A 19,259-nucleotide genomic window follows, 5' to 3' on the forward strand; every position below is an offset into this window, starting at 1 on the left:
AATTCCTATAAATCAGCAAAAAACCTCCTGCAATAATAACAGGAGGTTGGCGACTAGTGCGATGACACGTAAGCTAAAGCTAACGAAAATACAAAAAATAAAACGCCGAGTACGATCGTTACTTTTTGCATGAACGCTTCAAAACCGCGTGCCTTTTGTTTACCGAATAGGTCCTGTGCACCGCCGGATAAGGCGCTCAATGCATCTTGCTGCTTGCTTGGCTGCATTAAGACCGCAATTACGATTAGTACAGAAACAATCAACAGCAGGGTTAAGATAGTGTTGTACACCCTAGTTCCTCCTAACATTTAAACATGTTCATATGTGCTATTTTAGTCACTAAGTTAGTGTTCAATGACTGGCCAACTTACTGTGACCAACCGTTTTTGTTCAATATTAGTATTATACCATTGATTTATATAGAACAAAACCTAAAACAATCAAGTTTGCAGATTTTTGCGCTTTGCCGCAACCTGCATTAACTTCCGTCGAACTATACCTCGTCGCTCATGGGCAGTCAAAACGATCAACGTATCACCAGCGCGTAATAAGGTATCACCATGAGGGATCACTTCACGATTTTGCCGCCGTATTGCGATCAACAAACTTTCCTGTGGCCATTTTACATCACGGACTTGCTTATCCTCCAGCGGACTGCCAGCAAAAACTGGCATCTCGAGGCGATCATTTTTGCCGCTCATCCGCGCTAAGGTATTACCGAAGTTTAACCGCGATAATAGCGATTCATAGATTGGCGCACCACCCAACACATCAACAACGATATAGGCCACTAGTGAAACTAGTGCCAATGGCATTAAATGACGTAGATCACCGACCATTTCCGTGATCAATAAAATCGCCGTAAACGGTGCCTTACCAATGCCAGCAAAATAGCCAGCCATGGCAAAAATAACGAAGTTCATGATATAGATTTGGGGCATCCACTGCCATTGAGTAAACAATGTCCCTAACAATGCACCAATCAACGCGCCTAAAGTCAGAATAGGCAGAAAAATCCCCCCAGGCAAACCTGAGCCATAGGAAATCATGGAAAAGATAAACCGCAATAAAAACAACGCTAATAATGGCCAAAATGAAGGTAGCTTAATTGCTAATCCAAGTATCACTAGATTACCGCCACCTAATGCATGCGGCCAAAAATAGCCAATTGGGATCACTAGCAATAACGGAATCACACCTTGGAAATATCGTGGTAGCCACTTGAGCTTACTGTACCATTTAGGTAAGGCCAGCAGCACCCGTTGATAGAAAAAGCCCGCCAAGCCCAACACAATTCCTAAAATAATCAGTTGCCAGTATAACGCCAGTGGAAAGCTGTAAGCATAATGAATATGTAAAACTGGCGTCAGACCAAAAAAGTTTAACGAAATAAAATCAGCCGCGATCGCGCTGGCTAATGAAGTCATCCACACTAACGGCGAAAAATTATGATAAATTTCTTCCAGTACGAATAACGTTCCGGCAATTGGTGCGCTAAAGGCAGCTGATAATCCAGCGGCGGCGCCACTAGCCAGTAAAATTCGTTTTTCCGAATCTGAACGACCTAACCGAGTCGCCACACCCTGTCCAACAGCGGCGCCTAATTGAATCGAAGGCCCTTCACGGCCAAGAAACAAACCTGGCCCAATGCCTAATACACCAGCGACGAATTTACGCCATAAAACCGGCCACCACGGAATCGTTAAGTCACCAGCTAGTTGACCTTCAACCTGTGGAATGCCTGAACCCATAATATTCGGCTCTCCTTTGACCAACATTCCGATCAACCAGGCCAACGCAATGCTAATAACCGGCAAAGCTAACAACCAAACTGGCTGGAAATGCAGCCACTGAAACAACTGAATTGCTTGTTGTAAACTGATCTCGATCAGCCAACGAAACATACTCACCACTACACCACTTAATAAACCGACTAATAGCCCTTTTAAAATAAATTTTAAGCGTGTATTATCAAATTGTTTTAACCTTTGCAAGTAATACACCTCTTCTAAAAAATACATTACTAAACTAATATAACATTTTAACTAACAACTTAAAACCTGAATTATTCACCATAAGTTCTCCAAGTACAGTGTCACCCCGGTATCATGGGCGGTACTGTGTTTTTTATTTTTCACCTTTTTAGTGCAGAAAAAGAACCTCCGATTTGGTATAGTTGATTCACCACAAGTCAGCTATCCACCAAAAGAAAGAGGTCCTTCTCATGGCAACTTTACCGGAAAAACGAGTTAATTTCAATCCTAAATTACATATTTCGCACACTGGTGGTGAACTTTCCACTGATGCTGGGCTAGTGTTGGTCAAAGAATTAATGGCGCAACTCAATTTCACGACCTTAGCGTATCAATTAGTCCATTTTGATGACCAGCGCCATTACGCTCGTTACAGCAACGTTAGTCTACTAGAACAGGTCGTGCTGCAGTTGATCGCCGGTTACCCGGCCGATCTAGCTGCCACCAGTTTGCGCGATGACCCCACATTTAAATTACTATTGGCACAACCGCAATTGGCCTCACAACCGTCATTATCCCGTTTTTGGCAACGCTGTGACGAGCAGACCATCACCTCATTACAAACGTTGAATCAAGCATTGCTTGACCAAGCGTGGACTGGCGCCAAGCAACAACAGCTGATCCTCGATATTGACTCGACTCACGCCGATACTCATGGTCATCAGGAAAAAACGGCCTTTAATGCGCATTACGGTACCACGGGTTACCATCCGCTGGTCGCTTTTGACGGGCAAACGGGCCACTGTTTAAAGGCTCAATTGCGCCCAGGTAATGTTTATACCAGTACGGATATTGCCCCCTTTATCACACCACTACTACAGCACTATCATCAAGTCAAACCGAACGCTGATATCTTGGTCCGCGGGGATAGTGGCTTTGCGACTCCAGAATTATACGAAACTTGTGAAGCCAACGACACTTTTTACTTGATCCGCCTGAAAGCCAATCGGCGGCTGAACCAACTGGCTGAACGTTTTGTTCAGATCAGTGATGAGCAGAATTGGACTGAGACCGAGGTCCATTATTATCGCGCGTCTTATCAAGCCCGATCATGGCCTAAGCCGCGCCAGATCTATATTAAATCAACTCGACCAGCTGGTGAATTGTTATTTCAACATGAATACCTTGTGTCCAATTTAACGAGTTTTGTCGCCGAAGATGCGTTTCAAGCCTATCATCAACGGGGCCAAATGGAAAATTATATCAAGGAAGCCAAGGCTGGCTTTTACCTGGATAAAATGACTAGCTCGCAATTTATACCAAATTATGCCCGCATGATGTTCAGTGTCCTCGCTTATAATTTAGTCAGCTTGATGCGCCAATTGTTGCCTGTACAACATCAGCGATTACAGGTTACAACCTTGCGCTTATGGCTGTTTAAAGTAGCGGGTAAGCTGGTGACCAGCGGCCGGCAACTTTATCTAAAATTAAGCCGCCACCACGTCTATCAGGATTTGTTTTATCAACTGTTAGCTCGAATCCAAGCGCTACAGTGGGGCTAAACTGGTGCAATAAATCAAAAAAAGTCGGTTCGGCCAAGGGGCAAGTATGCTCAAAATTGAGGATCAAAAATTTATCCAGCCCCATAATTTGGTAGCCTTTAGCAAAAACAGTACATCTTGGTTTGACTACACCATAGCAGCACGAGAATTGGTCCAAAATTGTGCGGTATGCCGATATTAAACCTCGTATGAATAATTCGGGTAAAAATGTGTTTGGATCAACTAAACAAATTACCTACGGTCATCTTTTTAGCAATCAACCTATTTTATAGCAAAAACAAAAAAAGCTGAAAACTTTTTTTATTGCGCAATGCCTTAATTAGCGGGCTTTATGCCACTAATTTCTCATCTAAATTCATTATTTTTTCATTTTACTATTTATTATCACAGCAAATAATGTTAATCTTTTAATTAATAACTAAAAGATAATAAGAAAGACAAGTACGATTCGTCGTCCTGACAGTGAGTCGAGATCAGTGGAAACTCGATAAGGCAACAGCGTTTTGGAATAACCCTTTCTTTGATCGCGGGCTGAACGATAACTAGTAGGCTACGCCGTGACCGGTACGTTACCATCCGGAGGCGCATGATTGTGCGCTTAGTAAGGTGGCTCGTTTAGCGAGCAACTTGGGTGGTACCGCGAAAATAGTCCTTTTCGTCCCTTGATCGGGGATGAAAAGGACTATTTTTTTCGCCACGAAATCAGGTTAAAAAGTAAGTCATTACGTTATTTGGTTAATATTTATCGGCCGAAGCCAAATAAATAATGTACTTACACACAATTAAAAATTAAGCAAGCTGCTTAAGCGGCTTTTCACTTAAGTTAAATTAATACCCGACAAGGAGATACTAATATGCATTTAATTATTCCAACTGAATATGATCCAAAATTATCTGTCCGCCAAACCCAAGAAGCCATTCGCTATATCCGTGAGACCTTTCAAGATGAATTCGGTAAACAACTCAACTTATCCCGCGTTTCAGCACCAATGATGGTTGATCGTGCCACCGGTCTAAACGATAACTTAAATGGCATCGAATCACCAGTTTCATTTACCATGAAAGACATGCCAACTAAAACTATGGAAATCGTGCATAGTTTAGCTAAATGGAAACGTAACGCTCTAGGTCGTTTTGGCTTTCAACCTGGCGAGGGTCTTTACACTAACATGAACGCCATTCGTAAAGATGAAGACCTCGACAATTTTCATTCAATCTACGTTGATCAATGGGATTGGGAAAAAGTAATTACAAAAGAGGAACGTACAATTGCGACCCTTCAACAAACGGTTCGCCAAATCTTTAAAGTAATCAAGCATATGGAGCACGAAGTTTGGTATAAATACCCTAACGCTGTTCATCACCTACCCGATGAAATTCATTTCGTTACAACGCAAGAGCTAGAGGATCGTTGGCCTGATAAGACGCCAATGGAACGTGAAGACCTTATTGCCAAGGAATTTGGTTGCGTCTTTATTATGCAAATTGGTGGGGCCTTAAAATCTGGCAAGCGCCATGACGGCCGCGCTCCTGATTACGATGACTGGTCACTTAACGGTGATCTGATTTTCTGGTACGAACCCTTAGACTGCAAGCTAGAAATATCTAGTATGGGTATCCGGGTCGATGAAGTCGCAATGGCTAAGCAATTAAAAATTGCTGGCGCAGAAGATCGGCTACATTTGCCTTTCCATCAAAAAATTATGCATGGTGAATTACCTTACAGCATTGGCGGTGGGATCGGTCAATCACGCTTATGTATGCTGCTATTAGGCAAAGCACACGTTGGTGAAGTCCAAGCTAGTGTCTGGCCACAAGAAATGCTGGATGAATGTGCTGCGCACGACATTCACATCCTGTAGTCCTTGCTTCAGGCTATCATATTAAAAAGGGAGTTACGACATAAATATTGCCGTAACTCCCTTTTTATTGTGCCTTTAAGTAAAAAAAAGAAGCAGGCGTCCCTGCTTCTTCGTAAAAGCTTAAATTAGTCTTGGTAATGTACCAATTCCAAGAATGATTCAGGTTGTAAGCTAGCGCCACCAACAAGGCCACCGTCGATATCAGGTTGTGCCATTAATTCTTTAACGTTAGCTGGTTTCATTGAACCACCATATTGAATCCGTACGTTTTCAGCAGTTGTTTGGTCATAAAGGCCAGCAACTGTTTCACGGATCAAATGGCAAACTTCTTGTGCTTGTTCTGGGGTAGCTGTTTCGCCAGTACCGATTGCCCAGATTGGTTCGTAAGCAATAACTGCAGAAGCAACTTGTTCAGCTGATAAGCCCTTCAAAGCAGCTTTGATTTGACCAGAAACCCATTCGTCAACCTTGCCGGCTTTACGAGTTTCTAAAGTTTCGCCACAGCAGATAATTGGTGTAACCCCATTTTTGAACAAAGCGTGTGCTTTTTTGTTGATGTCTTCATCTGTTTCATGGAAATATTCGCGGCGTTCGCTATGGCCGATAATGCCGTAGTTAACACCCATTTCAGCTAAAACTTTTGGTGAAGTTTCGCCAGTGAAAGCACCAGCATCTTCAAAGTAGTTGTTTTCAGAAGCAACTTTTAAATCAGTACCTTTAGCAGCATCGATCAAAGTTTGTAAGTCAACGGCAGGAGCACCGATAACAGCTTCAACTTTAGTAGCGTCAGCTAACTTGCCTTTAATGCCAGCAACAAATTCAGCAGTTTCTTTAGGGTTCTTGTTTAATTTCCAGTTACCCGCAATGATTGGTTTACGCATTTGTAACATCCTTTCATGTCTGTTATGTAAACCTGGTGCCAGATACACCAGATTTGTTAAATTTATTTATTAGAAATAGCAGCAATACCAGGTAATTCTTTACCTTCAAGGTATTCAAGTGAAGCACCGCCACCAGTTGAGATATGAGTCAATTGGTCGCCAACGCCTAATTGTTTAACTGCTGCAGTTGAATCGCCACCACCGACGATGGTTGTTGCATCAGTTAAAGTACCTAAGAACTTGCCGATTTCCAAAGTGCCTTTAGCGTAGTTGCTCATTTCGAACACACCCATAGGGCCGTTCCAAACAACTGTCTTAGCGTCTTTAAGCACATCTTTAAATTCAGCAATTGACTTTTCGCCGATATCTAAAGCCATGTAGCCATCAGGAATGTTACCTTCAACATCCTTGCTAGGTACATCGTTATTGAATTCTTTAGCCACAATATTATCAACAGGCAAGACTAACTTGTCGCCAGCTTTGTCGATGATTTGTTTAGCTAAATCAATTTTATCTGTTTCAACCAATGACTTACCAATGCTTAAACCTTTAGCAGCATAGAACGTATAAGTCATACCGCCACCGACGATAACTTTGTCAGCTTTGCTTAATAAATGATCGATCACACCGATCTTATCAGAAACTTTGGCACCACCTAAGATGGCAACAAATGGGTGCTTAGGATTGTCAACGGCATCACCTAAGAACTTGATTTCTTTTTCCATTAAGAAGCCGGCAGCCACTTTTTGGCCTTTAGCTTTCATAGCAGTTGCGATACCAACGTTTGAAGCATGGGCACGATGAGCAGTACCAAATGCATCATTAACAAAAACATCGCCTAATGAAGCCCAGTATTCGCCTAATTTAGGATCGTTTTTGCTTTCGCGCTTGCCAAAGTCATTGTCGATGTCTTGGAAACGAGTGTTTTCCATAACAAGTACTTGACCAGCAGTCATTGCATTAACAGCATCTTCAAGCTTCTTACCTTCGTTAACAGGAACAAAAGTAACTGGTTGGTTCAATAATTCAGCCAAGCGAGTTGCAACAGGTTGTAAGCTTAATTCTTTTTTATCTTCGTCAGATTTGATCCGGCCTAAGTGAGAAAGCAAGATTGCTTTACCGCCATTTTCAACCACATATTTGATAGTTGGTAATGCAGCAACAATCCGGTTATCGTCACCAATAACGCCACCTTTGATCGGTACGTTAAAGTCTACACGGATCAACACTTTTTTATCTTTAACATCTAAATCAGAAACGATTAATTTAGCCATAGTGAATAGCCTCCTATTTTAACTATTTAGTCGTTGCCAGCCCGCGGGCCCTGCGCGCTGACCAACAAAAAAAGCAGAGGGAGTCAACCTCCCTCCGCCTTTTTTAAAGCATTATGCGGTTTTGAAACCTACTAGTTCTAACGGATTAGAGAGTAGCGAATTTCAATAAAGTACGAACCATTTGGCAAGTGAAGCCATATTCGTTGTCGTACCAAGCAACAGTCTTAACTAATTGCTTGTCGCCAGCAGTTGTAACTTCTGTTTGAGTTGGGTCGAAGATTGAACCGTAAGTTGTGCCAATGATGTCACTTGATACGATTTCGTCAGCGTTCCAGCCAAAGCTTTCGTTACCTTCAGTATGCTTCTTGATAGCTTCGTTAACTTCGTCAGCAGTAACCTTTTTGTCAAGGATAGAAACTAATTCAGTTAATGAACCGTCAACAACACCAACACGTTGTGCATGGCCTTGTAATTTACCTTGTAATTCTGGGATAACCAAGCCAATAGCTTTAGCAGCACCAGTTGAATGAGGAATAGTGTTAACACCAGCTGCACGAGCTGCACGTAAGTTACCGCCACGAACAGGGCCGTCTAATAACATTTGTGTAGAAGTGTAAGCATGGATAGTTGTCATAGTACCAACTTCAACGCCAAATTCTTTGTTCAAGAAGTAAGCCATAGGAGCTAAGCAGTTAGTTGTGCATGAACCAGCTGAAACAATTGTGTCATCAGCAGTCAATACATCGTCGTTTACGTTGTAAACAACTGTCTTCAAATCGCTACCAGCTGGAGCTGAGATCAAGACACGTTTTGCACCTGCATCCAAATGAGCTTGTGATTTAGCTTTGGATGTGTAGAAACCAGTACATTCAAGGACGAAATCTACGCCGTCATTTTTAACCCAAGGAATATCTTGTGCTTTAGGTTCAGCATATACACGGTATTCTTTGCCGTTAACAACGATACCATTGTCAGTAGCGCTAACTTCGCCAGCAAAAGTACCATGTGTTGAATCATATTTCAATAAATGAGCTAACATAGCAGGTGAAGTTAAGTCGTTGATTGCGACAACTTCGATATCGTTAGATTTAGCACCTAATTCGAAGATACGACGGAAAGCTAAACGGCCGATACGTCCAAAACCATTAATACCAATTTTTACAGTCATGCCTAAATTTCCTCCTTTAGGAAATAAAAAATTTATTTTAAAGGGTTACCCCTTTTAAAATCAAGTTTGCGGCACCTTCATCCGTGATCAACCACGTCTGATGGGGTGCTAGTTGTGTGTATGCCTTGATAGCAGCTGCTTTATTTGCGCCACCAGCAACAGCAATCACACTGGGAATTCTTTCAAGGTCGCGAAGTTGTAAACCAATTCGAGGAATCTTATAAACGACTTCTCCCGCTTGATTAAAGAAATAACCAAACGCTTCGCCAACCGCCTGTCTTTGTTGCAACATGGCTATCGTTTCAGCAGACATATCCCGGCGTTTTGCCATTGGAATTGCCTCACCAATACTATGAACCACCGCCGAACTTTTGTCAACTAACTGTAACACTTCTTTAACCGCAGGCTCGGCTAACAAAGGTTTATAAGTCTGTTCGCTGACATGTTCAGGGATATACAACACACGATGTTCGCCGCCAGTATGGACCGCCATACGCGCACAAACTGCATTTGCTTGAATATCAACTGCTTCACCTAAGCCGCCACGAGCAGGTACAAAAGTCAAATGCCGCTGCTGCGATAATTTTGGCGTCAACGAATTAGCTACATTAGCCATTGTTGTGCCACCCATTGCCGCAATAACGTTCTCACCTTTGGGCAAAATAACGTCCAGCGTTTCATTAACTAACTTGCCCATATCGGTCAGAACTTTCGGTAACTTGGTGGAATCGCCAGCTACGATCAAGCAATGATCGATACCGAGCACTTTACTCAGTTGTTTTTCTTTCGAATGTACACCGAGCAAACGCTCCATGACAGTTGTTAAGCTTTGATACGCTTCTTCACCTTGAGTGGTCAAAATCATACCAGACTTAGAAGTTGTGATCAAACCGTGTAACCGTAAAAAATCAGTTTCGGTTCGTAATGCACGCTCGCTCATGTTGAGTTCTTGGGCTAATAACCGCCGACCAATTGGTGCCAGCCAATAAATGGACTGCAACACTTGGTAACGCTGTTTAACCACGTCGATCAAGTCCGGCGCCAAAATTTCTAGCCAGGCTAATTCCTGATGCATGCTGATCCTCTTCCTTAGTGGGACTATAATCGTCCAACTATGTCGTATAATGACCCATCATGGCCAAAAAGTAAAGTGCACAGTCAATCTGTCCACTCCTCAAGCACAAAAATATTATAACAAGACCACTGCTGAAATGCAAGGCTCAACCCCCGATAAATCAAGGATATTAATCGAAGCGCTTTCGCTTTGATGAGGCTGCAATACCAAGACTTTCGCGATACTTGGCAACCGTTCTTCGCGAGATTGTCACTCCAGCTTTACCCAATAAAGCTACCAGATGTTGATCCGATAATGGCTTATGCTTATCTTCTGCTGCAATCAGATCCTGTAATTGTTGTTTAACACTAGCTGCGGAATCGGCTTGTTGGTTGCCGACAGCATTGGTAAAGAAATGCTTTAATTCAAAAATGCCAAAGTCAGTCTGCAAGTATTTCCCATTCACCGTGCGACTGACCGTTGACTCGTGAACACCTAGCTTGGTCGCTACATCGCGTAATAATAACGGCTTCAGTGGTCGTTTTACATTGAAAAAGAACTCATGCTGCCGTTGAATGATTTCTTGGCCGACACGAAGGATCGTGTTTCCGCGCTGCCCAACACTTTTTCGTAACCATTCAAACTCCTGCTTTTTTTCTTTCATATACTCAGTCACTTCGCGGTCATTGGTTTTCAGCATACGATCAAAATAATGCTGCTGAAAAACTAGCTGTGGCTGTGATTCATTAGTTAAATTTAACTGTAGCTCATCCCCTTGTGCGTGAACCACCAACTCAGGACGCACAAAATTGTTTTGGGTTTGGCTAAAGGCAGCACCCGGCCGTGGGGTCAACGTCTGCACGTAATCGAAAATATGCTGAATCTCAGCAATATCAACACGATATTTGGTCGCGATCACATTCCACTTGCGTTCGACAAAATTAGTGAAATCTTCCTCCAAAACAATATAAGCCAAGTTAGGCGCACTATTATCACTTTCTGTCTGCAACAATAAGCTTTCTTGTAAGTTACGTGCACCTACACCAGGCGGATCTAACTGCTGTAATAATGTGATGGCATCTAAAATCTGCACCGCATCAGCACCCGTTTTAGCACTGATCTCTTCATTGGTGATCCGTAAGTAGCCGTTAAGATCGACATATTCTAATAGAAACAAGACTAGATCACGCAACGGCGTATCGCGCATGGTCAAATGAACTTGTTCTAATAAATAGTCGAATAACGATTGCGTCGTGTCCGGAATTGCATTCATAAAATTATCAACGCGGCGCTGACTACCACTTAAATTAGCTTGGCCCTGTGTTGTGTGGCGTACTGCTAACAACGGATTTTCTAAACTTTTTTGCTGTAAGAACTGTTGTAACCCATCGGCATTGTATTGCAAAATCTGGATCGATTGTTGCAATTGCTGCGTCATCGCAAGCTTTTGGACTTGTTTTTGTTGCTGACTAAGTCCCTGTTGGTATGCCATGTTGACCGTTCCTTTCGTTTGACCGTGCTAAGTTACTCTCTATTTTAGTCAACTTACTTTAATTTGGCTATAGATTATTTTTTCTGTATTAGGACTTGTTTTTTATGCAGATTTCCGGTAAGATTATTTATGTTGTTCAGATGCGCCTGTAGTGTAATGGATATCACGTGAGATTCCGGTTCTTGAGATGGGGGTTCGATTCCCTCCAGGCGCATAAATAATTTCGAGTTCGGCGCCTTGTTGATGCAAGGCGTTTTTTAATTATCGCGATAAAATTTGAAGCTCCCACTTGATGATTTAATACCAAAAAAGTCACCCGACTGTGCATTTTTGCATAAGTCGGGTGATTTTGTTTTATCCAGGAAAGGTGCCGCCGTTGACATGAATAGTTTGACCAGTGATGAAACTACTGTCCACTGCAGCTAGGAATACGTAGCTTGGTGCCAATTCATAAGCTTTGCCACCGCGTCCCATTGGGGTTTTACCCCAATTTTCTAATTTATCTGGCGGAAAAGTTGCGGGAATTAATGGTGTCCAAATCGGTCCCGGTGCAACTGCATTAACTCGGATATCACGTTTTAATAGTTCTTCGTTTTGCGCTAAGGCACGGGTCCAAGAAACAATTGCACCTTTGGTCGATGAATAATCTAACAAAAGTGGATTTCCTTTGAAGGCCGTCACTGAGGTCGTATTGATGATTGCGCTATGATCCGCTAAATATGGTAGCGCTGCTTTGGTCAGATAAAACTGACCAAAAATATTCGTTCGAAAAGTACGCTCAAACTGACTATCAGTTAGTGCACCCACTTTTTCTTGGACATGCTGTTCCCCTGCATTATTGACCAAGATATCAATGTGTTGAAAAGTTTGCATCGTTTGATCCACCACTTGCTGGGCAAAAGTTGGTTCGCCAATATCGCCTTGGCAAACTAACACACGCCGCCCTAATGCAGTGATCTTATCCTTGATTGCTTGAGCATCGTCAGTTGATTCATAATACACGATCACGATATCTGCCCCTTCGCGCGCATACAATAATGCCACTGCGGCACCAATACCGCTATCACCACCAGTAACAATGGCAACTTTGTCTTTAAGTTTATCCGCTGGTCGATAAGTGGGATGGTCGATCTCAGGTGTTGGCGTCACATTTTTACTACTGTCATTGATCAAGTAATTTTCTTTGGGCTGCCGTTCTGTCATCTGTGAACCACCTCTTTATTAGGATTAAGTTCAAAATAACAAGTCCGGCGTAGCAAAACAATAAATACGCATGCGCTTATTTTCAGCGGAATTCCTGCTCAACGCGCCGATTAGGAATAAACCACAGAATCGAAACCACAATGCTAGCTACCAGGCCAGCTGGCGGCCAAACCAAGGTCAATAAGCAGCCGATGAAATAAATCAACAGCGATAACCAGCGTTTATGATCATGTTGTGAAATGACTGCCACCCGTGAATTTTGTCCATTGGCATGAATTAAGCAGCAATCAAGTAAATTATAGGTCAATCCGCACATAAACGAGACAATTGCATAGCTCAATTCGGGCAACATCGCAGTCAAATTTTCGCCGACCCAGGCAGTCGCAAATGGCAACAAACTAAGCCAAAATAATAAGGCGGTGTTAGCCCACAATACAATGCCATCAATCCTTTTGACGGTTTGATAGAGATGATGATGGTTATTCCAGTAGATAGCGATCGCGACAAAACTAACCACATACGCTAAAAAAGGTTCGATCAACTGATGTAACGCTGACCACGATACACCTTCTGGTGGCCGTAGATCTAACACTAAAATGGTGATCAAAATGGCGATTACGCCATCAGTAAAAGCTTCCACACGACTTTTAGACATTTAACCTCAACTCCTTGAATTTAATACTTACGATATTTTTTCAAACATAGAATAGCATGTTCACCATAAATGAGCTCAGGAGTTGTTTCGCTTACTTGTGCTATACTTTTAGTCAGTGATTAATTAGAAAGTAGTGTGATCAAAATGCAGGCACTGTATGTAAATTCAGCTACTGCCCATGAACTCAATGCGCTAACACTCGGGGAACAGCCTCAACCACAGCCCGCTGCAGATGAAGTTCTTGTCCGCGTCCACGCCGTTGGTTTAAATCCAGTGGACTACAAATTAGTGGAAGAAGGTAATACAAATTGGCAATTCCCGCATATTTTTGGCTTGGATGTTGCTGGTGAAGTCGTCACAACTGGTGCTGCCGTCACTGGCTTTAAAGCTGGCGAACGTGTTTTTTATCACGGTGACCTGACTAAAAATGGCGGCTTTGCCGAATACGCGGTGGTCAAAAGTTATGCCGTCGCCAAAATGCCCACCGGATTAAGTTATGAGCAAGCCGCCGCCCTACTTTGTGGCGCCATGACTGCCTATGCCGCTGTCTACCGTAAAGCTAATCTGACCAATCGGCATTCCGTTTTGATCCACGCCGGTGCTGGTGGTGTCGGCGGAATTGCCATTCAATTGGCCAAACAAATTGGTTTGACCGTTTATACCACGGTTTCGGCGCGTAAACGCGCTTTTGTACAAAGCTTACAGCCAGACCATATTATCGATTATCAAACCACTGATGTGACCGCAACGATCAAAGAATTGACTCAGGGACTCGGCGTTGATCTGATCATCAACACGATTGGTTCTACCGAGGCGACTGCTGATCTACAGCGGTTGGCTTACAATGGCGCGCTAGTCACGATCGTCGGTGAACCTGATCTAAGTCATTATGATCTCGGTCGTTATGGTCAAAGTGTCCTTAGTGTTAACTTAGGTGGTGCTCATCAAAGTCATAATCCACAGCAACAAGCGGATTTAGCAACAATGGCAACTGCTTTAGGTGAACTCGTTGTGACTAAAAAACTTGATCCAATGATCGATCATGTCTTGTCCTTCGAACAGATTCCCCAAGGCCTACAGGCGCTCAAACAACATTTAATCAGTGGCAAGCTTGTGGCAAGAATCGATTAATTTTTCAAATATTTAGCAACTAAATATTTGACCTTTTTTGACCAATAGTCTAAACTAGCATTACACTTAATTGAGTGCTAAAATTAATTTAAACTTGAAACTTTAGGAGGTCACACTATGTTAGTTCCTACAGTCATTGAACAATCTTCACGAGGCGAACGTGCTTATGATATTTATTCACGTCTGTTAAAAGACCGTATCATCATGTTATCTGGTGAAGTTAACGACCAAATGGCCAACTCGATCATCGCCCAACTACTATTCTTGGACGCCCAAGATTCTGAAAAAGATATTTCAATCTACATCAACTCTCCTGGTGGCTCAGTTTCAGCCGGCTTAGCAATCTACGATACAATGAATTTCGTTAAATCCGATATTCAAACGATTGCTATGGGGATGGCTGCTTCAATGGCCAGCGTTTTACTTACAGCTGGTACTAAAGGCAAGCGTTTTGCTTTACCTAACTCAACTGTCTTGATCCATCAACCTTTAGGTGGTGCTCAAGGTCAGCAAACTGAAATTGAGATCGCTGCACGCGAAATCTTGAAGACCCGTAATCGTTTAAATAAAATTTTGGCTGAATCCTCTGGTCAAGATCTTGAAACGATCCAAAAAGATACCGACCGTGACCATTACTTAACTGCGCAAGAAGCTAAGGATTATGGTTTGATCGACGATATCATGGTTAATCAAAAATAGTTTATTTCTGTACCCTACCGGCAATTGTTGGTAGGGTATTTTTAGTAGTAGACATTCAAAAATGGAGGTACTGATTATGGATACATCTGCGATCGATTTAACTAAGATCAGTCAGCGCGGGTTAGTTGTCGGCGATATTAATGCGCCGATCACTGTGATTGAATTTATCAATCTGCGCTGCCCCTATAGCAAAACCTGGTTTAAAAAGGCCGCCCCCATTTTAGAACCTGCAGTGGCCAGCGGCCGAATCAAACGAGTTTTCAAACTTTTCGACAAACCTAAAGTGACCCTAAGAAAAGGTAATCTAGCCCAACATCACTTACCCTATGACCAACCGGAACAAGCCTACGCCGCAATTAAAATTTTATTTGCACAACAAACCGAGTGGGGCGAACAATTAAACGACACCCAAATTGAAGCTTACATTAAACAACATTTTGGTTTTAAATTGCAGCCAAACCAAGCAATGATCGATTTAGTTTTAAATGAAGCCGCAGCCGCTAACATTCAATTTGTCCCAACTGTGATTATTGGAGAAGCGATTTTTGACGAACACATTACAACTGAAGAATTAGCCAAATTGATCTAATCAAAAAGCCGACCAAACTAATAAAATAGTTTGATCGGCTTTTTCAGCTTACGAAGTGACTTTACCCGCCCGTAAGTTATCGGCAATTTGCATTAATTTACGTAAGCGGTGGTTGATTCCTGACTTAGAGATTGCGCCACTAGGAACCCGCTCACCTAATTCTTTTAACGTAATATCAGGATTAGCTAAACGTAAAATAGCAATTTCTTGCAACTTTTGCGGCAGGCTATCTAAGCCCGCGACCTGTTCAATAAACTTAATATTCTCCACTTGATGCGTCGCCGCATCGATCGTTTTATTCAAATTGGCAGTTTCACAGTTAACTAAGCGATTCACCGAATTACGCATATCACGAACGATTCGGATATCTTCAAATTTCAGCATCGCACTAGTCGCACCGATCAGCTGTAGGAAATCAGCGATCTTCTCGCCTTCCTTTAAGTAAACGATATAGCCGCCACGACGTTCGGTCACCCGAGCATTCATTCCAAACTGGTTGATCATCGCGGCAATCTGTAGATTATGTTCCTCATATAATGAATAGATCTCCAAATGATAGCGACTCGTTTCAGGATTATTAACGGAACCACCAGCTAGAAAGGCCCCACGTAAATATGAACGCATTTTCTGGTCGGACTCCTTAACTTCTGTAGAAGGTAAGGTTGATAACGTCGATGCACCAGTTAAAATATGCAGATCATTGAGCACTAATGTACTGCCATGTTTTAAGCGGACAATGTAAAGATTATTCTTTTTTAATTTCATTTTACGCCGAACCAATAACTCAGCTTCAATTGAATAATTATCACGCAACAAGGCGTAAATGCGGCGAGCAATTGCTGGATTTTCTGTTTGCACGTTTAAAACAAATTGATGATTGGCAATACTTAATGAACCATTCATCCGAATTAAAGCTTCTAATTCAGCGCGTGCGTGTTCACGGTGGACCTCCAGCGTGGTGAGTTCTTTCTTAACTTCACTAGCATATGACCCCAAATCCGCCACCTACTTTCTAATTAATCGTGTGGTTGAAAGGCTAAATGCAATAATTCTTGTGCCACTTTATCGCCATCATGAAAGACACCACGATCGTGGAGCGACAAGAAATTATCTGAGATCACGCGACAACCAAGTTCGCGCAAGCCCTTAAAATCGTGTTCAACTTGAACTAAGTACTCATCATATTTTTGATGATCCATATAGTTAGGTGGAACTGGTTCAGTATTGACCAATACCGTATTAACGAATTGACTACCTAAATGTTTAGCCAAAACACGAACGTGATCAGCATCAGTAAAATGCTCCGTCTCACCTTTTTGCGTCATGATATTGCAGACATAAGTTACATCAGCCTTGGTTTGGCGCACTGCCTCCCCGACGTTACTGATCATTAAGTTGGGTAGAATGCTGGTGAACAAACTCCCCGGCCCTAACACCACTGTGTCGGCGTCCATAATCGCCGCAATGACTTCATCTACTGCTTGCGGCGCAGCATGAGTCGGATCTGCTGGGGTGACCCACACACGATCAATACTTTTACCGGCAGCTGTAATTTCTGCTTCTCCAGCAAGTTCAGTACCATCACTAAAATGCGCGTTTAATACCAATGGATCATCACTGGCCGGATAAACATGGCCATCGATCTCCATCATGTTTGACAACTCTTGGACCGCACCAAAAATACCTGAGCGCATTTCGGATAACGCCGCAATGATCAAATTACCGATCGCATGACCGGCTAAAAATGAATCATCACTATTGAAACGATATTGAAAAATATCCAAATAAAGTTGCGGTAAATTAGATAATGCCACCAAGACATTACGGATATCACCAGGTGGAACCACGTTAACGTAATTCCGAATGGCGCCTGACGAACCACCGTCATCAGCCACAGTCACCACAGCCGTAATATCAGTATTCTGCTTATGCAAACTTTTTAAAATAACCGGTAAGCCAGTGCCACCGCCGATGACAACCATCTTCGGCCGTCGATAATTTCTGGGCGATCTTGTCATGAGCGATTCACAGTCTCCTTCCGCTTATTCATATCGCGATGGGTCGTGTCAACCGGATAGTGTTGCCCCAGATCCTTACCTAATCGTTCCGCCAACGCAACTGAACGATGTTGCCCACCAGTACAGCCGATTGCGATCGTTAAACTCGTTTTACCTTCTTTTTCATAGCCAGGCATGATGAAATGTAGCATACTGCTAAACCGTTCATAGAAGTCTTCCGTAGCCGGTTGTTGCATAACGTAATCATAAACAGCCTGATTCAAGCCAGTTAACTTTTTAAATTCAGGCACATAATATGGATTAGGCAAGAAACGAACATCCATCACAATATCCGCATCGATCGGTACACCATATTTAAAGCCAAACGACATCACTTCAATATGGAACGTCGTGGTTTCTGCGGATTTAAAGTTATTAAAAATCTCCTCACGCAGTTGCCGTGGCGTCAATTCAGTCGTATCAATGATCAATTGTGACCGATTTTTGATCTCAGCCAACAAATTCCGTTCCTTGACGATACCATCTAATAAACGGCCTTCCATTGCTAATGGATGAGCGCGCCGTGTTTCTTTGTAACGCGAAACCAACTCTTCATTAGAAGCATCTAAAAAGAGGATCTTGGTTGTAACAAAATTAGTGTTATCCAAATTAGCCAGCATTTCATCTATTTCATCGTAAAACGCACGTGAACGTAAATCGATAACTAGTGCGATTTTGGTAACTTTACCTGATTCTTTGACTAATTCCCAAAACTTCGGTAACAAGCTAGGTGGCATGTTATCAACACAGAAATAGCCGAGATCTTCGAAGCTTTGCATGGCAACTGTTTTACCAGCGCCACTCATGCCAGTGATCACAACTAAATTTAAAGTATCTACCATTTTCAAATTCCTTTCTAGAGCTGTGCTGAACCATGCTTTTCCGCATGATTACACGATTAAGGTTAAGTTTACTCGTATTTTTTTGCGAATAAACGGCTATTATTCCGGGTACTGATTATTTTACGGCACAATATAGTCGCAAAAAATCTGGTGCTATTTTACATTTAGCTAACGCCGCCATTATGGCAACGCCCCCTAGTGTCTCACTTTCGTATCTAAATTAGTGTAACATACCGGGTGTATCATTACTAGTTTTATACCGATTAAAAAAGCTGTGCCCAGTAGCACAGCTTTTATTCCCCATCATTAAGTCTCTTGTAGCGGTCGTTCAGGCACTAACGCCTGCGGTAACCAAAACATTAAATCGATCAGCCCTAATAGCGCCGTCACACCCAATAATAGACGTAAACCCAGTGCACCCACGCTAAATACTACCGGTACGCCGGCAACAATAAATAGCAACAAGTTGATTGCCAACCACCCCGTCAATAAATAATATCCGTAATCAATTTTGATCAACTTACCTAGCATTGGCAAAATGTATAATCCAGTAAACACACATAATGCAAGCCACATTCCAGTTCCATTGAACATCGATGCTTCTGGTACAACCGGGTTCGCGGCCATTAACATAATCACTAAACAACCACAGAGCCAAGAACCAGCGCTTAATAGCCTTGCTTGATACTTCATACCTGAACGCCTCCCAACGTTTTAGCAGCAGCTCAAACCAGCAATTACCTATTTATTTATCTATTTTTATTATAACTTAATTAGATTAAAAAGCGCTTAAATTACACTTTTTTTGCGGCGCAAA

18 protein-coding genes and 1 tRNA gene are annotated in these 19,259 nt (G+C 42.4%); 6 read left to right on the forward strand and 13 right to left on the reverse strand.

The features are described from left to right. Positions 1-53: 53 nt before the first annotated feature. Together secG and LC20001_RS10680 are read right to left on the reverse strand one after the other, a co-directional pair. On the reverse strand, positions 54-290 hold the full coding sequence (gene secG, locus LC20001_RS10675) for a preprotein translocase subunit SecG (protein WP_003679711.1): 237 nt from the start codon (positions 288-290) through the stop codon (positions 54-56). Between the two features lie 150 nt (positions 291-440). After that, positions 441-1,994: a ClC family H(+)/Cl(-) exchange transporter gene (locus LC20001_RS10680; protein ID WP_010009043.1), complete on the reverse strand. Its 1,554-nt coding sequence runs from the start codon at positions 1,992-1,994 to the stop codon at positions 441-443. A 230-nt stretch (positions 1,995-2,224) separates the two neighbouring features. Here LC20001_RS10680 and LC20001_RS10685 point away from each other — a divergent pair, with 230 nt between their 5' ends. Then, a complete protein-coding gene (locus tag LC20001_RS10685; RefSeq protein WP_099267155.1) occupies positions 2,225-3,535 on the forward strand; it encodes an IS1380 family transposase in 1,311 nt (436 codons plus the stop codon). A gap of 854 nt (positions 3,536-4,389) precedes the next feature. Further along, a complete protein-coding gene (gene asnA, locus LC20001_RS10690; RefSeq protein ID WP_010009042.1) occupies positions 4,390-5,397 on the forward strand; it encodes an aspartate--ammonia ligase in 1,008 nt (335 codons plus the stop codon). Between the two features lie 125 nt (positions 5,398-5,522). On the opposite strand, the gene tpiA is transcribed toward asnA, so the two are convergent. The 5 genes from tpiA to rpoN form a co-directional block, all read right to left on the reverse strand. After that, on the reverse strand, positions 5,523-6,278 hold the full coding sequence (tpiA, locus tag LC20001_RS10695; protein WP_010009041.1) for a triose-phosphate isomerase: 756 nt from the start codon (positions 6,276-6,278) through the stop codon (positions 5,523-5,525). 62 nt (positions 6,279-6,340) lie between these two features. After that, positions 6,341-7,552 (reverse strand): phosphoglycerate kinase, encoded by a 1,212-nt coding sequence (locus tag LC20001_RS10700; RefSeq protein WP_010009039.1) that lies wholly within the window; start codon positions 7,550-7,552, stop codon positions 6,341-6,343. Positions 7,553-7,697: 145 nt separating this feature from the next. Then, the gene (gene gap, locus LC20001_RS10705) at positions 7,698-8,720 is read right to left on the reverse strand and encodes a type I glyceraldehyde-3-phosphate dehydrogenase (RefSeq protein ID WP_003679702.1); all 1,023 of its coding nucleotides are present in this window, start codon (positions 8,718-8,720) and stop codon (positions 7,698-7,700) included. A 37-nt stretch (positions 8,721-8,757) separates the two neighbouring features. Beyond that, positions 8,758-9,795, reverse strand: a complete 1,038-nt coding sequence (locus tag LC20001_RS10710) for a sugar-binding transcriptional regulator (protein WP_003679701.1) — start codon at positions 9,793-9,795, stop codon at positions 8,758-8,760. A gap of 169 nt (positions 9,796-9,964) precedes the next feature. Beyond that, the gene (gene rpoN, locus LC20001_RS10715) at positions 9,965-11,266 is read right to left on the reverse strand and encodes an RNA polymerase factor sigma-54 (RefSeq protein WP_010009035.1); all 1,302 of its coding nucleotides are present in this window, start codon (positions 11,264-11,266) and stop codon (positions 9,965-9,967) included. A gap of 142 nt (positions 11,267-11,408) precedes the next feature. Between rpoN and LC20001_RS10720 the strand changes: the two genes are divergently transcribed. After that, positions 11,409-11,480, forward strand: a tRNA-Arg gene (locus LC20001_RS10720). Between the two features lie 140 nt (positions 11,481-11,620). Here LC20001_RS10720 and LC20001_RS10725 read toward each other — a convergent pair. Together LC20001_RS10725 and LC20001_RS10730 are read right to left on the reverse strand one after the other, a co-directional pair. Then, positions 11,621-12,469: an SDR family oxidoreductase gene (locus LC20001_RS10725; protein ID WP_010009034.1), complete on the reverse strand. Its 849-nt coding sequence runs from the start codon at positions 12,467-12,469 to the stop codon at positions 11,621-11,623. A gap of 82 nt (positions 12,470-12,551) precedes the next feature. Continuing rightward, on the reverse strand, positions 12,552-13,124 hold the full coding sequence (locus LC20001_RS10730) for a TMEM175 family protein (protein WP_010009033.1): 573 nt from the start codon (positions 13,122-13,124) through the stop codon (positions 12,552-12,554). Between the two features lie 144 nt (positions 13,125-13,268). Here LC20001_RS10730 and LC20001_RS10735 point away from each other — a divergent pair, with 144 nt between their 5' ends. The 3 genes from LC20001_RS10735 to LC20001_RS10745 all read left to right on the forward strand — a co-directional run bounded on the left by LC20001_RS10735 (position 13,269) and on the right by LC20001_RS10745 (position 15,543). Next, on the forward strand, positions 13,269-14,255 hold the full coding sequence (locus LC20001_RS10735) for an alcohol dehydrogenase catalytic domain-containing protein (protein ID WP_010009031.1): 987 nt from the start codon (positions 13,269-13,271) through the stop codon (positions 14,253-14,255). 117 nt (positions 14,256-14,372) lie between these two features. Next, positions 14,373-14,954: an ATP-dependent Clp endopeptidase proteolytic subunit ClpP gene (clpP, locus tag LC20001_RS10740; RefSeq protein ID WP_003678991.1), complete on the forward strand. Its 582-nt coding sequence runs from the start codon at positions 14,373-14,375 to the stop codon at positions 14,952-14,954. Between the two features lie 76 nt (positions 14,955-15,030). Further along, on the forward strand, positions 15,031-15,543 hold the full coding sequence (locus LC20001_RS10745; protein WP_003678993.1) for a thioredoxin domain-containing protein: 513 nt from the start codon (positions 15,031-15,033) through the stop codon (positions 15,541-15,543). 48 nt (positions 15,544-15,591) lie between these two features. Here the strand turns inward: LC20001_RS10745 and whiA are convergent, their stop codons facing one another. From whiA to LC20001_RS10765, 4 genes are all read right to left on the reverse strand, one after another. Beyond that, positions 15,592-16,539 (reverse strand): DNA-binding protein WhiA, encoded by a 948-nt coding sequence (gene whiA / locus LC20001_RS10750; RefSeq protein WP_003678995.1) that lies wholly within the window; start codon positions 16,537-16,539, stop codon positions 15,592-15,594. Positions 16,540-16,559: 20 nt separating this feature from the next. Further along, on the reverse strand, positions 16,560-17,561 hold the full coding sequence (locus LC20001_RS10755) for a gluconeogenesis factor YvcK family protein (RefSeq protein WP_003678997.1): 1,002 nt from the start codon (positions 17,559-17,561) through the stop codon (positions 16,560-16,562). After that, positions 17,558-18,442 (reverse strand): RNase adapter RapZ, encoded by an 885-nt coding sequence (gene rapZ, locus LC20001_RS10760; protein WP_003679000.1) that lies wholly within the window; start codon positions 18,440-18,442, stop codon positions 17,558-17,560. Before rapZ ends, LC20001_RS10755 begins: the two co-directional genes overlap by 4 nt. A 306-nt stretch (positions 18,443-18,748) precedes the next feature. Then, a complete protein-coding gene (locus LC20001_RS10765; protein WP_010009028.1) occupies positions 18,749-19,135 on the reverse strand; it encodes a hypothetical protein in 387 nt (128 codons plus the stop codon). Positions 19,136-19,259 lie beyond the last annotated feature (124 nt).

It is taken from the genome of Loigolactobacillus coryniformis subsp. coryniformis KCTC 3167 = DSM 20001 (genome assembly GCF_002706425.1).
Lineage (GTDB): Bacteria > Bacillota > Bacilli > Lactobacillales > Lactobacillaceae > Loigolactobacillus > Loigolactobacillus coryniformis.

Coding starts and splice junctions, on each gene's coding strand:
- LC20001_RS10685 (WP_099267155.1), top strand. CDS start 2,225: ATGGCAACTTTACCGGAAAAACGAGTTAATTTCAATCCTAAATTACAT.
- asnA (WP_010009042.1), top strand. CDS start 4,390: ATGCATTTAATTATTCCAACTGAATATGATCCAAAATTATCTGTCCGC.
- tpiA (WP_010009041.1), bottom strand. CDS start 6,278: ATGCGTAAACCAATCATTGCGGGTAACTGGAAATTAAACAAGAACCCT.
- LC20001_RS10700 (WP_010009039.1), bottom strand. CDS start 7,552: ATGGCTAAATTAATCGTTTCTGATTTAGATGTTAAAGATAAAAAAGTG.
- gap (WP_003679702.1), bottom strand. CDS start 8,720: ATGACTGTAAAAATTGGTATTAATGGTTTTGGACGTATCGGCCGTTTA.
- LC20001_RS10710 (WP_003679701.1), bottom strand. CDS start 9,795: ATGCATCAGGAATTAGCCTGGCTAGAAATTTTGGCGCCGGACTTGATC.
- rpoN (WP_010009035.1), bottom strand. CDS start 11,266: ATGGCATACCAACAGGGACTTAGTCAGCAACAAAAACAAGTCCAAAAG.
- LC20001_RS10725 (WP_010009034.1), bottom strand. CDS start 12,469: ATGACAGAACGGCAGCCCAAAGAAAATTACTTGATCAATGACAGTAGT.
- LC20001_RS10730 (WP_010009033.1), bottom strand. CDS start 13,124: ATGTCTAAAAGTCGTGTGGAAGCTTTTACTGATGGCGTAATCGCCATT.
- LC20001_RS10735 (WP_010009031.1), top strand. CDS start 13,269: ATGCAGGCACTGTATGTAAATTCAGCTACTGCCCATGAACTCAATGCG.
- clpP (WP_003678991.1), top strand. CDS start 14,373: ATGTTAGTTCCTACAGTCATTGAACAATCTTCACGAGGCGAACGTGCT.
- LC20001_RS10745 (WP_003678993.1), top strand. CDS start 15,031: ATGGATACATCTGCGATCGATTTAACTAAGATCAGTCAGCGCGGGTTA.
- LC20001_RS10755 (WP_003678997.1), bottom strand. CDS start 17,561: ATGACAAGATCGCCCAGAAATTATCGACGGCCGAAGATGGTTGTCATC.
- rapZ (WP_003679000.1), bottom strand. CDS start 18,442: ATGGTAGATACTTTAAATTTAGTTGTGATCACTGGCATGAGTGGCGCT.
- LC20001_RS10765 (WP_010009028.1), bottom strand. CDS start 19,135: ATGAAGTATCAAGCAAGGCTATTAAGCGCTGGTTCTTGGCTCTGTGGT.